Origin of the sequence: Hydrogenophaga sp. NH-16 (genome assembly GCF_004006415.1) — a bacterium.
Taxonomy (GTDB): Bacteria; Pseudomonadota; Gammaproteobacteria; order Burkholderiales; family Burkholderiaceae_C; genus Hydrogenophaga; species Hydrogenophaga pseudoflava.
On the sequence record NZ_CP029344.1, the window covers coordinates 4,267,577 to 4,280,328 of the forward strand.

The following is a 12,752-nucleotide window of genomic DNA, read 5'->3' on the forward strand; positions in this document are numbered from 1 at the left end:
GGAACCGCCGTCCGATCCTTCAACGCCCCCGGTCGTCAGGCCGGGGGCGTTTTTCATGGGCGCTCCACACCGGGGTGGTCAGGGGCTTGGGCTATATTGCGCACGCCCGCCGGGGCGGTCCCGGCGCCTCACGAAGGAGCGTTCGAGATGTCGCCTGTGTCATGGATCCTGCTGGCTGCCGCTCTGCTGGTGGTGTTCTGGGCCGTCGGAGCCTTCAACCGCCTGACCCGTCTGAAGAACGCGATCGCCAACGCCTTTGGTCAGATCGACGTGCAGCTCAAGCGCCGCTACGACCTGATTCCCAACCTGGTCGAAGTCGCACGCAAGTACCTGGCCCACGAAGCGCAGACGCTGGAGGCTGTGATTGCGGCGCGCAACCAGGCCCGCAGCGCCGAGCAGTCGGCCGCGGCCAGTCCGCTGAACGCTGGCGCCATCGGCGCGCTGGCCGGGGCCGAGCAGGTGCTCGGCGGTGCGCTCGGGCGCCTGATGGCGGTGGCCGAGGCGTACCCGGAACTCAAGGCCGACCAGACCATGCGCGAGCTCAGCGAGGAACTGGCCAGCACCGAGAACCGCATCGGCTTCGCGCGCCAGGCCTACAACGACCACGTGCTGGAATTCAACGACGCGGCGGCGCAGTTCCCGACCCTGATCATCGCGCGCCTGTTCAACTTCCAGACCCAGTCCATGCTGGCCTCGACCACCAGCGAGGCCGAGCGCCAGCCGGTCAAGGTGTCTTTCTGAACGGCGCTGTCCCCGGCCCGTGCTGATCTTCGAATCGCAGCGAGAAGCGCGCGTCCGCACGCTGCGGCTGCTGCTGGCCTTTGGTGTAGCGGTGCTGCTGCTGGTCGTGCTGGTCAATGCCGCGCTGGCCCTCGCCTGGGGGCTCACCTGGAGCTTCTGGGTGCCCGGCGCGGGGTATCCACACTATTTCTTCGAGGTCAACACCGCCGTGACCCTGCTGTTCGTGCTGGGGGGCTGGTGGCTGGAGACGTCCCGCCTGTCGCGTGGCGGCCGGGTGCTGGCAGAACAGATGGGCGCCCGGCTGGCGCAGTCCAGCGACTTCGCCGAGCAGCGCTTTGCCAACATCGTCGACGAGATGGCGATCTCGTCGGGCATGAAACGACCGGTGGCGATGGTGCTGGCGCGAGACGAGGGCATCAACGCCTTCGCCGCCGGCTGGGACGAGGACGACGCGGTGGTGGCGGTGACCAGCGGCGCGCTGGAACACCTGAGCCGCGAGGAACTGCAGGGGCTGGTGGCGCACGAATTCAGCCACATTCGCGAGGGCGACACCCGCCTTAACATGCGGCTGGTGGGCATGGTGTTCGGGCTGGAGATGCTGTTTCGTATGGGCCAGGACCTGGCCGAACCCGACATCCGCGAACACCGCACCCTTGCGACCCTGCTCGGGCTGGCGTTGATGGGCGCTGGCTGGCTGGGCTGGATGACGGGCCACGCGTTGCAGGCCGCGGTCTCGCGCCAGCGCGAGTTCCTGGCCGATGCCCGCTCGGTGCAGTGGACGCGCAGCCGCGACGGTATCGGCGGCGTGCTGCGCAAGGTGATGAGCCAGCAGAACGAGGGTGTGCAGTCGCGTCGCATCGGCTCCATGGTGCAGCACATGCTGCTGGTCGGTACCGAAGAGGGGCGCATGGCACACTGGTTCGACTCCCATCCCTCTCTCGAAGAACGTGTGCGCCGCATTTACGGACGGCGCATGGCGCCTTTGCCCTTGAACCAGGCCTGATCCTTTGAACGACGCTCTTTCTCCGCGCCAGGTGCCCCGCCTGAGCGACCAGTTGCACGAAGTGGCGCGCTGCGTGTTCGCGGTCGAACAGGGGCGCTCGCTGACCGAGGTCCTGCCCCAGGTGCCGTCGGGCCTGCGCCCCGGCGTGCAGTCCCTGACCTTTCAGGTGCTCCGTCACCTGGGCACGGCCCGCGCCGTGGCGCGGCTGCTGGCCCGGCGCCCGCCGGCCCCCGCGGCGCTGGCGCTGCTGCACACCGCGCTGGCCCTGCTGATCGGCGACGGGCAGGGCGCCTCCTACCCGCCCCACACCCTGGTCGACCAGGCGGTCGACGCCGCCAAGCGCGGGCGCGACACGCGCATGCAGTCCGGCTTTCTCAACGCCTGCCTGCGGCGCTACCTGCGCGAATCGTCGGCACTGCTGGCGCAGGCCCGGCAGGACCCGTCTGCCCTCTGGAACCACCCGGCCTGGTGGGTCGAGCGCGTGCGGCGCGACCATCCCGCCCACTGGGAGGCCATCCTGGCGGCGAGCAACCAGCCCGGCCCCATGGTGCTGCGCGTGAACCGCCGCCGCGTGACGCGCGAGGCGTACGCGGCGCAGCTGGCCGAACAGGGCATCGGCGCATCGCCGCTTGGCGACGACGGGCTGTTGCTGGCCTCGCCGCAACCCGTGGAAAGGCTGCCCGGTTTTGACCAGGGCTTGTGTTCCGTGCAGGACGGCGCGGCCCAGCTGGCGGCCGGCCTGCTGCTGGAGGGCCGCGACTGGCGCCGGGGTGACCGGGTGCTGGATGCCTGCGCGGCGCCGGGTGGCAAGACGGCCCATCTGCTGGAGCGCGCCGACCTGGGCCTGCTGGCGCTGGACGTCGATCCGCGCCGCTGCGAGCGCATCCACCAGAACCTGCAACGGCTGGGCCTGCAGGCCGAGGTGCGGGCCGCCGACGCTGGGGAGCCCTCGGGCTGGTGGGACGGCCGCCCCTTCGATGCCATCCTGCTGGATGCGCCATGCACCGCGTCGGGCATCGTGCGCCGCCACCCGGACGTGCGCTGGCTGCGCCGCCCGGGCGATGTCGGGCAGCTGGTGGCGATCCAGCGCCGGCTGCTGGACACCCTCTGGCCGCTGCTCAAGCCAGGCGGGCGCCTGGTCTATTGCACCTGTTCGGTCTTTCGTGCCGAGGGGCAGGAACAGGTCGATGCGTTCCTTGAGCGCCACACCGACGCCCTTGCGCTCCCTTCCCCAGGGCATTTGCGACCCGGAACTGTCATCGTCAACGGGGAGTTCAACGACAATGATCCGGGTGGATACGACGGATTTTTCTACGCCCGCATGGACAAGGCGAGGCCTTGATCCCGTGACGCCCGGACCGACAGTCCGGCCGTGGCGACGGGTGTGGACCTGTCTGCTGGCCGGCGTGCTGCTGTGGTGCCTGATGCTGGCGGCGCCGGCCATGGCCCGCGAACCGGAGGTGCTGCAGAGCACGGTCCAGCGCAGCGCCGATGGCGCCAAGCTGTCGGTGCGGCTGGCCCTGGAAGCCTCTCCCCCGGTGGAAGACGCCCTGCTCAAGGGTGTGCCGCTCTATTTTGTCTGGCAGGCCGACGTGGTCCGGGAGCGCTGGTACTGGACCGACAAGCGCATGGGTTCGGCCTCTCGCACGGTGCGTCTGGCCTACCAGCCGCTGACCCGACGCTGGCGCGTCAGTGTTTCCACCGACGGCGCCCCGAACGCCGCGGGGCTGCAGTACGCACTGCACCAGAACTTCGACGATCTGGACGAGGCGCTGGCCTCCGTCAGCCGGGTGGCGGGCTGGACCATCGTGGAGCCCGGACGCCTGGAGGAGGGGGTGGACTACCGCGCCCAGTGGCGCTTCCGGCTGGACCTGTCGCTGCTGCCGCGACCCTTCCAGATCGGCATGGCCAACCAGCCCGAGTGGCTGATCGAGGTGCAGCGCAGCTTCGACCTGCCGACCCGCAACGATGGCGAGGGCGCGCCCGCAACTGCCACGGGAGACACCCGCTGACCCCGCGGTGGAGGTGAACCAGGTGAAACGGGACGACCCCAAGCTCGACCCCAAGGCCTCCCGGCGGCGGCGCTGGGCGCTGCTGGTGGCGCTGGTGTTCATGGCCGGTCTGGGCCTGGTGCTGATGTTCCTGCTCACGCTGGCCACCCGCAACCGCGCCTTCTACGAACAGAACTTCGGCTGGCTGGCGATGGTGAACGTGGCGGTGGCGGTGCTGCTGGCGCTGATCATCGTGTGGCTGGCCGTGCGTCTCTACATGCGGTTCCGGCTCGGGCGCTTCGGCAGCCGGCTGCTGCTCAAGCTGGCCGCCATCATCGGGCTGGTGGGCGTGCTGCCGGGGGTGCTCATCTACACCGTGTCCTACCAGTTCGTGTCGCGTTCCATCGAAAGCTGGTTCGACGTGCGCGTCGAGTCGGCCCTGGCCGCCGGCCTGAACCTCGGGCGCACCACCCTGGACACCATGAGTGCGGACCTGGGGGAAAAAACCCGCATGGTGGCGGAGGAGCTGGCGCGCCAGCCCCGCTCGTCGGCGCTGCTGGCCATGGAACGCCTGCGCACGCGGCTGGGGGCCAGCGACATGGTGCTCTGGAGCGCGTCCGGGCAGGCGCTGGCCACGGCGGGCGCATCCCGCTTCGACTTCACACCCAACCGGCCGCCGCTGGCGGTGCTGCGCACCGTGCGCGCCAAGCGGGTGGTGGCGCAGGTCGAAGGACTGGAGGAACGGGACGCCGGAGACAGCGACATCGAGGGGCTGGCGCTCGGCCAGGCCCGCATCAAGGTGCTGGCACTGGTCAGCGCGCCGGGCTTCGATCTGGACGATGAACCGCGCTACCTGCAGGTGGTGGTGCCGCTGTCCGAGGCGCTGGTCACCGACGCGCTGGCGGTCCAGGTGGCCAACCGCGAATACCAGGAGCGTGCCCTGGGTCGCGAAGGCCTGCGGCGGATGTACATCGGCACCCTGACCCTGGCGCTGTTCCTGTCCGTGTTCGGCGCCGTGCTGCTGGCCGTGGTGCTGGGCAACCAGATGGTGCGGCCGCTGCTGGTGCTGGCCGAGGGCATGCGAGAGGTGGCGCAAGGCGACCTCTCGCCCAAGGCGGCCATGGCCTCGCGCGACGAACTGGCCGGGCTCACGCGCACCTTTGCCCGCATGACCCAGGAACTGGCCGATGCACGAGAGACGGTGCAGCGCAGCATGCAGCAGGTGGACGCGGCACGCGACAACCTGCAGACGATCCTGGACAACCTCACCGCAGGCGTGGCGGTGCTGGACGAGCAGGGGCGGCTGCGCAGCGTCAACCCCGGCGCCTCGCGCATCCTGCGCACACCGCTGGCCCTGCACCTGGGCCAGCCGCTGACCGAGCTGCCGGGGCTGGAAGCCTTCGGACAGGGGGTGATGCAGCAGTTCGAGCGCTTCCTGTCGGACGACACGCCGCATGGCGGTGGTCACTGGCAGCAGTCGTTCGAGCTCGGGGAGCACGACCGCCTGCCGGTCGAAGGCAGCATCACCCTGATCGCCCGCGGCGCGCTGCTGCCCAACAACGAGCGGCTGCTGGTGTTCGATGACGTCTCCGAGATGGTGTCGGCCCAGCGCGCACAGGCCTGGGGCGACGTGGCACGGCGTCTGGCGCACGAAATCAAGAACCCGCTGACGCCGATCCAGCTCTCGGCCGAGCGGCTGGCGATGAAGCTCGAAGGCAAGGTGCAGCCCTCCGAACAGGCCATCCTCAACAAGTCGGTGCGCACCATCGTCGACCAGGTGGATGCGATGAAGCGGCTGGTCAACGAATTTCGCGACTACGCCCGCCTGCCGGCGGCGCACCTGGCGCCCACCGACCTCAATGCCCTGATCAAGGACATTCTGGTGCTCTACGACCACGCGGCGATCCCGGTGCGGACCGAGCTGGCCGAACAACTGCCGCCCGTGATGGCCGACCCGCAGCAGGTGCGCCAGATCGTGCACAACCTGGTCCAGAACGCGCAGGACGCCATGGCCGGTCAGACCGACGCCTTTGTGCTGCTGCGCACGCGCCGTTCCGACAGCGGGCCCTGGGTCCGGCTGGCGGTGATCGATCAGGGGCCCGGGTTTGCCGAACACATCCTCAAGCGCGCCTTCGAGCCCTATGTGACCACCAAGTCCAAGGGCACCGGACTGGGGTTGGCGGTGGTCAAGAAAATCATGGAGGAGCACGGCGGCCGGGTCGACATTGGCAACCGCATGACGGAGAACAAAGTGACGGGGGCGCAAGTGTCGTTATCATTCGCAGTTGCGAATTGACAACATCGAACGAGGGACACTTTCGGGACCATGGCAACTATTCTGGTAGTAGACGACGAGCTGGGCATCCGCGACCTGCTCTCCGAGATCCTCAACGACGAAGGGCACACCGTCGAACTGGCGGAGAACGCCGCCCAGGCGCGCAGTGTGCGCACCCAGCTCAGACCCGATCTCGTGCTGCTGGACATCTGGATGCCCGATACCGACGGCGTGACACTGCTCAAGGAATGGGCCAGCTCCGGCATGCTGACCATGCCGGTGATCATGATGAGTGGCCACGCCACCATCGACACGGCGGTCGAGGCCACGCGCATCGGCGCCACCGCCTTTCTTGAAAAACCCATCACGCTTCAGAAGCTGCTCAAGGCAGTGGATATTGGTCTGAACAAGTCCATGCACAAGCCGATGGCCCCGGTGATGCAAAAGCCCGGGTTGCAGATGGCACCCGCCGACCTCACGGTCGAGGCGGCCATGACCGGCGGCACCCTGCCCGAGATGGTGCTGGACATCGGGCCGCAGTCTCATCAGTCCTTCAACCTCGACGGCCCGCTGCGCGAGGCGCGGGACGAGTTCGAGAAGGCCTATTTCGAATACCACCTGGCCAAGGAGTCCGGTTCGATGACCCGCGTGGCGGAGAAGACCGGCCTGGAGCGCACCCACCTCTACCGCAAGCTCAAGCAGCTGGGGGTGGATCTGGCGCGCAGCAAGCGCAATGCACTTTGATCGGCCTCGCGCAAAAGTACTGCTATAATCGAGAGCTCTTGGCCCGGTAGCTCAGTTGGTAGAGCAGCGGATTGAAAATCCGCGTGTCGGTGGTTCGATTCCGCCCCAGGCCACCAAATTCCAGAACGCCCAGCACCCGCTGGGCGTTTTGCTTTGTGGCTGTCTCCTCCATGAGATCCTCGATCCACATCGTCGACGTCGACCGCACCGAGACCTGGACGCGTTACCGCGCCGGCATGTGCGACAGCTGCCAGGCCAACTGCTGCACCATGCCGCTGGAAGTGCGGCTGCCCGATCTTGTGCGGCTGGGCATCGTGGACGTCTTCGAGGTCGAGCACGAGGCACCCAAGCAGATCGCCCGACGGCTGGAGAAAGCCGGTCTGATCGACCACTTCAACTTCAAGCACGAGGTCTTCACCATCGCGCGGCGGGCCAGCGGTGACTGCCACTTCCTGGACGCGAAGACGCGCCGCTGCACCGTCTACGAGCAGCGGCCCGACACCTGCCGCAAGCACCCGCAGGTGGGGCCGCGGCCAAACCACTGCCCTTACGGAGCGAAGCGCCAGACGGGAGGCACGGGTCATGACCGCTGAGCATTTGCCGCGCCTGCTGGCCGACGACCTGCGTGCGCTGGCAGCGGCACGACAGCCGGGGCGCTGCTCGGCCTGTGCGCCGCTGGTGGGCGCCGGCTGGGACTCGGTGCCGGCCACCTTCGACCTGTCCGCTCTGCGGTGCGTCGGCACGCTGCGCGACGGGCATATCGACGAGCCCACGCTGCTGGAACACCATCCGCGCGGCACGCACGCCTGGTCGCCCGATGCGCCCATCGCCCCAGCCTTCTTTCCCTACAACCGGTGCGATGTGTGGGTCTGCAGGGCCTGCGCGCGTCCCTTCCTGCGCTACACCGAATACGGCGGCTACTACGAGGACCAGCGCATTCGCGAACTGGGCGCGGGGCTGCTGGACGACACGCAGCCCTGAGGGCCGGCGGCTCAGTGTCCCGCGGGCGCCCGCTGCAACAGGAACTGCAGCGCCGGGCCGGCGTCGGACCGGCCTTCGGCGGGGCGGCGCTGGCCCCGGATGGTCCGGCCGCAGTCCGAGGGCTGGCCGGTCCACACCGCGTCCATGGACCGGCCGTCGGCCGATTCGTCGAGGTTGAACTCGCCGTCGTCGCCCACGTCCCCCGCCACCTCGGCTTCGAGGTCGGCCCCCGGGCCGGAGCGCCGCAGCCGCCCGCGCACGCTGCCGGGGTATTCGGGATGGGGCCCGAACAGCATGGCGCCGGTGGAGGCGGGTGCCGATTCGCTGCCGCCTTCGGGCCAGAGGACCAGGCGCCAGAGACCGTGCAGGTCCTGGGCCCTGAGCTCGGTCGCGGTGGGGCAGGAGGCTGCACGCGGGGCCTGCGGCGACTGGGCGCGGGCAGTGGCCGTCAGGCCCAGCAGCGCCAGACTGGTCAGCGCCAGGGCAAGCACGGAAGGTGCGGGCCGCCTCACATCGCCTCCGGCTTGGGCGCGGCGGCCGCGCGCTGCGCGAACTCGGCCCGCAGCGCGCGCAGCTTCTCGCGCGGGTCTTCCTTCACCGTGGCCTGGTCCAGCGCCATTTCCTTGATGAAGCGGCTGGGTGTGCCGGGCACACTCTCGCGGCCCTTCTTGCGGCGCTTGAGCCAGCTCACCGCCAGCGTGCGTTGGGCGCGCGTGATGCCCACGTACATCAGGCGCCGCTCTTCCTGCACGCGCAGCGCCAGCAGTTCGGCGCTGAGGTCGCTGTCGGCGTCGTCGGTCTTGAAGGGCAGCAGGCCTTCGTTTACGCCCACCAGCATCACGTGCGGCCACTCCAGTCCCTTGGACGCGTGCAGGGTGGACAGGGTGACCACGTTCTGGTCCTGTTCGCGGTCGGAGAGCGTGGATATCAGTGCGATGGTCTGAACGACTTCGAGCAGGCTCTTGCGCTCGGTTTCGACCTGCACGCCCGCGCCATCGTCTTCCATCTTGCCGCCGCAGCGCCCGGCCACCCAGTCCACGAAGTCCATCACATTGGTCCAGCGCGCGGCCGCGATCTTTTCGTTCTCTTCGCTGTCGTACAGGTGCTGTTCGTAGCCGATGTCCTTGAGCCACTGCAGCAAAAAGGCGAGCGCAGCCTCGTGGCCGACGGTGTGGCGGGCGCGGTATTCGAGGTCGTTCACCTGCCGGCCGAACTCGTGCAGCGCGGTGATGGCGCGGCTGTTCACCGCGCTGGGTAGCGAATGCGAGAACAGCGCCTCGAACAGGCTGAGCTTGTACTGCGTGGCAAAGGTGCCCAGCTGCCCCAGCGTGGTGTGGCCGATGCCGCGTTTGGGTGTGGTGGCCGCGCGCAGGAAAGCCGGGTCGTCGTTGTTGTTGGTGATCAGGCGCAGCCAGGCGCACAGGTCTCGGATCTCGGCCTTGTCGAAAAAGCTCTGCCCGCCCGAGACCTTGTAGGGAATCTGCGCACGGCGCAGCGCCTGTTCGAACGAGCGCGCCATGTGGTTGGCGCGGTAGAGGATGGCGAAGTCGCGCCACTCCTTGTACTGCGAGTTCGCGCGCAGGCTCTGGATGCGCGCCACCGCGCGCTCGGCCTCGTGCTCTTCGTTGTCGGCGTCGACCACGCGCACCGGTTCGCCTTCGCCCAGGTCGCTCCACAGCGTCTTGGGGAACAGCTTGGGGTTGGGGCCGATCACGTGGTTGGCCGCGCGCAGGATGGCGCTGGTGGAACGGTAGTTCTGCTCCAGCTTGATCACGCGCAGCTGCGGGAAATCGATGGGCAGCTTCTTGAGGTTGTCCAGCGTGGCGCCGCGCCAGCCGTAGATGGACTGGTCGTCGTCGCCCACGGCGGTGAAGCGCGCGCGTTCGCCCACCAGCAGCTTGAGCAGCTCGTACTGCGTGGCGTTGGTGTCCTGGTACTCGTCCACCAGCACGTGGCCCAGCTTCTTCTGCCACTTCTCGCGCACCTCGGGGTGTTCGCCCAGCAGCTTGAGCGGCAGGCGGATCAGGTCGTCGAAGTCCACGCTCTGGTAGGCGGTCAGCCGTTCCTCGTAGCGGGCCATGATGGTCGCGGTCACGCGCTCGTTCTCGTCCTTGGCGCGCTTGAGGGCATCGGCCGCGGTCATGCCTTCACCCTTCCAGCTGCTGATGGTCCACTGCCAGCCGCGCGCGGTGTTGGCGTCGGTGGTGCCGCCACAGTCCTTGAGCAGGCTGGTGATGTCGTCGGTGTCGAGGATGGAGAACTGTGGCTTGAGGCCCAGCACCTGGCCGTCTTCGCGCAGCAGCCGCACGCCCAGTGCGTGGAAGGTGCAGATCAGCACCTTGCGCGCGTCGCGCCCCACCAGGTGGCCAGCGCGTTCGCGCATCTCGGCGGCGGCCTTGTTGGTGAAGGTGATGGCCGCGATGCGGTCGGCCGCCAGCCCGGCCTGGATCAGCCGGCCGATCTTGTGCGTGATCACCCGCGTCTTGCCCGAACCGGCGCCCGCCAGCACCAGGCTGGGGCCGCCCAGGTGGTTCACAGCGTCGAGCTGGGCAAGGTTGAGGCCGGGGCCGGGGGAGGACATGAGGGCGGGAGAGGGGGCAGGGCGGAGCGGCGAATGATACCGGGGGGTGTCTGCCGCGCCGGCGCGACACCCGATGCACCGGCCGAAACGTGCGCCCTGAGACAATCGCCCCCTGTGCTCAACATCCTGATCGTCACCTTCCCCTTCTTCGCGCTCGTGGCCGCGGGCTTTGTCGCCGCCCACCGGCGCATGCTGCCGCTGGAGGCGATCCCGGGGCTCAACGGCTTCGTGCTGTACTTTGCGCTGCCCTGCATGCTCTACCGCTTCGGCTCGACCACGCCGATCGCGCAGCTGCTCAATGTCACCGTGGCGGGCGTCTACCTGCTCTGTGCCCTGGTGATGGTGGCGTTCGCCATCGTCTGGACCATGGACCGCCGCATCCGCTGGAACGACGCCTCGCTGGGCGCGCTGGTGGCGGCGTTTCCCAACTCGGGTTTCATGGGCGTGCCGCTGCTGGTGGCGCTGCTGGGGCCCGCGGCGGCGGGGCCGGCCATCCTGACCATGCTGGTGGACATGGTCGTCACCAGCTCGCTGTGCGTGGCGCTCTCGCGCCTGGACGAAGGCGAGGGTCATGGGCGCGAGGCCATGATCGACGCGGGCAAGAAGGCGCTCAAGGGGGTGGCCGCCAACCCCATGCCCTGGGCCATCCTGCTCGGTGCCCTGGCGTCGTACGCGCAGTTCAGCCTGCCCGGCCCGGTCGAGAAGACCGCCTGGCTGCTGGCCGACGCGGCGTCGCCCGTGGCGCTGTTCACCATCGGCGCGGTGCTGGCGCGTTCGCAGATCCAGTCCAGCCACCCGATGCCGGTGAGCGACTACCTGCCGGTGGCGGTCATGAAGCTGGTGCTGCACCCGTTGCTGGTGCTGGCGGTGGGCCTGGCGATGCGCCAACTGGGCGTGCCGCTGGACGGCTTCGCGCTCACGGTCATCGTGCTGGTGGCCGCGCTGCCGAGCGCCAGCAACGTCTCGCTGCTGGCCGAGCGACTGGGCGCGGACAACGGGCGCATCGCCCGCATCATCCTGGTGACCACCGTCGCCGCCTTCATCACCTTCTCGGGCGCGGTGTCGCTGCTGACCTGAGCCCGTGGGCTCAGCGCGTCAGGGCCGGTTCGGTCTGCACGGGCGCGGCGCGCTCGGGTTGCGCGGCCGGTGTGGCCTGCGCCTGCTGCAGATCCTGTACCCGGTCCAGGTGCGCGGTGGTGCTGCTCTGGAGCGCCTCGTCCACACGGACCTCGTTGAAACGCCCGTTCTGGTGCTGCACCGCCACCTGTTCCCCGTTCTTGCTGAGCAGATAGCGCTTCGGGTCGCCCCAGTCCGGGTGCTCGGCCGCCTTGGCCACACAGGCCGCGCTGACCTGCAGACACTGTTCGCCGTCCAGTCCCCGCGCCTTCAGTCCGGGCGCCAGCTCGGTGTAGGACTGGCGCAGCTGCGCCTTGGTCTGCTCGGAGATTCGTGGCTTGACCGTGATGCGGGGTTTGGTCTCGTCGTCCAGGGGCCAACGCGGCTGAGGCTTCCCTTCTGCGTCTGGAAGCACGTCGCCGTTGCGCGCGGTCTGGTAATTCTCCGTGCGGATCATGGCCCGCTCGTGAGGGTGGTAGCGCTGCTCGTGCGGCACGTCCGCCAGCGGCACGCCGCGATTCTGAAAATAGCCCGTCACGCCCTCAAGCACGTTGGCCGCCGTGCCGTTGCGGTCGTAACCGCCGCCCACACCAACGTGGTTGCCCGGGTGTTTCACCGTGGTCACACGCGGGTCGTCGCTGTAGTCCACAGGCCGGAACCAGCTGCGGTTTTCGTGCTCGGCCTGCACCACCAGCACCTGGCCCTTGACGTTGGCCGGGATGCCCGTTTCGCCCTGGACGCCGGTGGCCACCGGGTCCATCAGGGCCATACCGGTGATGGGAACGCTGCCGGGCGGGGCCACCACGGTGCCGTCGGGCGCGACCAGGCCCCGGTCGTTGACCAACTGGGCGAAGCGCACGGCGGCGGCGCAGCCCCGGCTGAAGCCGGTGACAGAGGCGCCGAGGTCGGCGGGGGTGGCACCGGGGTTCTGCTTCAGGTAAGTCTGCGCGGCGTCGCTAAAGTCTCTGTAGGCTTTTTCTGCGGCAGCGTCGATGGCAGGAGTGGGGTGCGGGCCTGCGTTGATGGCGTTGCCTTGGTCATCGCCGGTACCGACGCCAGGGTAGTAGCTGGACCGAAACGTTGGGCCTCTGTTCTTTTCTGCTTGATCAAACAGATTGCCCACATTGGTTTGATGCGGGTCGCCAGATAGATCCAGTTTCTCTTTGTGGTTGTAGGTGCCGTCGAACGCGGCGAAAAAGTTGAAGCGGGTGGATGTGCCCTGCTTGCCCGCATCACCCATGACTGCCTTGGCCTGCGGCAATTGAGCCATTTCCTCGTCACTGAGGCGTCGTACGTCAGAAGTGCCCATGTCGTCTACCG

12 protein-coding genes and 1 tRNA gene are annotated in these 12,752 nt (G+C 68.6%); 10 read left to right on the forward strand and 3 right to left on the reverse strand.

Features of this window, described 5'->3' with window-relative positions; genetic code table 11:
- The first annotated feature begins 147 nt into the window (after nucleotides 1-147).
- The 9 genes from DD542_RS20580 to DD542_RS20620 all read left to right on the forward strand — a co-directional run bounded on the left by DD542_RS20580 (nucleotide 148) and on the right by DD542_RS20620 (nucleotide 7,735).
- Complete coding sequence (locus DD542_RS20580) at nucleotides 148-741, forward strand: LemA family protein (RefSeq protein WP_079365074.1); 594 nt, start codon at nucleotides 148-150, stop codon at nucleotides 739-741.
- Nucleotides 742-760: 19 nt separating this feature from the next.
- On the forward strand, nucleotides 761-1,744 hold the full coding sequence (locus DD542_RS20585; RefSeq protein ID WP_066160518.1) for a M48 family metalloprotease: 984 nt from the start codon (nucleotides 761-763) through the stop codon (nucleotides 1,742-1,744).
- A 4-nt stretch (nucleotides 1,745-1,748) separates the two neighbouring features.
- The gene (gene rsmB, locus DD542_RS20590) at nucleotides 1,749-3,086 is read left to right on the forward strand and encodes a 16S rRNA (cytosine(967)-C(5))-methyltransferase RsmB (protein ID WP_127806885.1); all 1,338 of its coding nucleotides are present in this window, start codon (nucleotides 1,749-1,751) and stop codon (nucleotides 3,084-3,086) included.
- Nucleotides 3,087-3,126: 40 nt separating this feature from the next.
- The gene (locus DD542_RS20595) at nucleotides 3,127-3,756 is read left to right on the forward strand and encodes a DUF4390 domain-containing protein (RefSeq protein WP_066160512.1); all 630 of its coding nucleotides are present in this window, start codon (nucleotides 3,127-3,129) and stop codon (nucleotides 3,754-3,756) included.
- 22 nt (nucleotides 3,757-3,778) lie between these two features.
- Nucleotides 3,779-6,031 (forward strand): ATP-binding protein, encoded by a 2,253-nt coding sequence (locus DD542_RS20600; protein WP_241559614.1) that lies wholly within the window; start codon nucleotides 3,779-3,781, stop codon nucleotides 6,029-6,031.
- Nucleotides 6,032-6,061: 30 nt separating this feature from the next.
- Nucleotides 6,062-6,754: a response regulator gene (locus tag DD542_RS20605; RefSeq protein ID WP_127806886.1), complete on the forward strand. Its 693-nt coding sequence runs from the start codon at nucleotides 6,062-6,064 to the stop codon at nucleotides 6,752-6,754.
- Nucleotides 6,755-6,794: 40 nt separating this feature from the next.
- Nucleotides 6,795-6,870: transfer RNA gene (locus DD542_RS20610), tRNA-Phe, on the forward strand.
- Nucleotides 6,871-6,924: 54 nt separating this feature from the next.
- Nucleotides 6,925-7,347 carry a YkgJ family cysteine cluster protein gene (locus DD542_RS20615; protein WP_066160506.1) on the forward strand — a complete coding sequence of 141 codons (423 nt, stop codon included), beginning with the start codon at nucleotides 6,925-6,927 and terminating at the stop codon, nucleotides 7,345-7,347.
- On the forward strand, nucleotides 7,337-7,735 hold the full coding sequence (locus tag DD542_RS20620) for a hypothetical protein (protein ID WP_066160503.1): 399 nt from the start codon (nucleotides 7,337-7,339) through the stop codon (nucleotides 7,733-7,735). The genes DD542_RS20615 and DD542_RS20620 overlap by 11 nt, the downstream gene beginning before the upstream one ends.
- A gap of 11 nt (nucleotides 7,736-7,746) precedes the next feature.
- On the opposite strand, the gene DD542_RS20625 is transcribed toward DD542_RS20620, so the two are convergent.
- Together DD542_RS20625 and DD542_RS20630 are read right to left on the reverse strand one after the other, a co-directional pair.
- Nucleotides 7,747-8,226: a hypothetical protein gene (locus DD542_RS20625; RefSeq protein ID WP_127806887.1), complete on the reverse strand. Its 480-nt coding sequence runs from the start codon at nucleotides 8,224-8,226 to the stop codon at nucleotides 7,747-7,749.
- A gap of 17 nt (nucleotides 8,227-8,243) precedes the next feature.
- Entirely contained in the window at nucleotides 8,244-10,316 is a 2,073-nt protein-coding gene (locus DD542_RS20630) for a UvrD-helicase domain-containing protein (RefSeq protein ID WP_127806888.1), read from the reverse strand.
- Nucleotides 10,317-10,430: 114 nt separating this feature from the next.
- On the opposite strand from DD542_RS20630, the gene DD542_RS20635 reads away from it, so the two are divergent.
- Entirely contained in the window at nucleotides 10,431-11,393 is a 963-nt protein-coding gene (locus DD542_RS20635; protein ID WP_079365067.1) for an AEC family transporter, read from the forward strand.
- A 10-nt stretch (nucleotides 11,394-11,403) separates the two neighbouring features.
- Here the strand turns inward: DD542_RS20635 and DD542_RS20640 are convergent, their stop codons facing one another.
- Nucleotides 11,404-12,741, reverse strand: coding sequence for a DUF2235 domain-containing protein (locus DD542_RS20640; RefSeq protein ID WP_127806889.1), 1,338 nt, complete (start codon nucleotides 12,739-12,741; stop codon nucleotides 11,404-11,406).
- Between the last annotated feature and the right edge of the window lie 11 nt (nucleotides 12,742-12,752).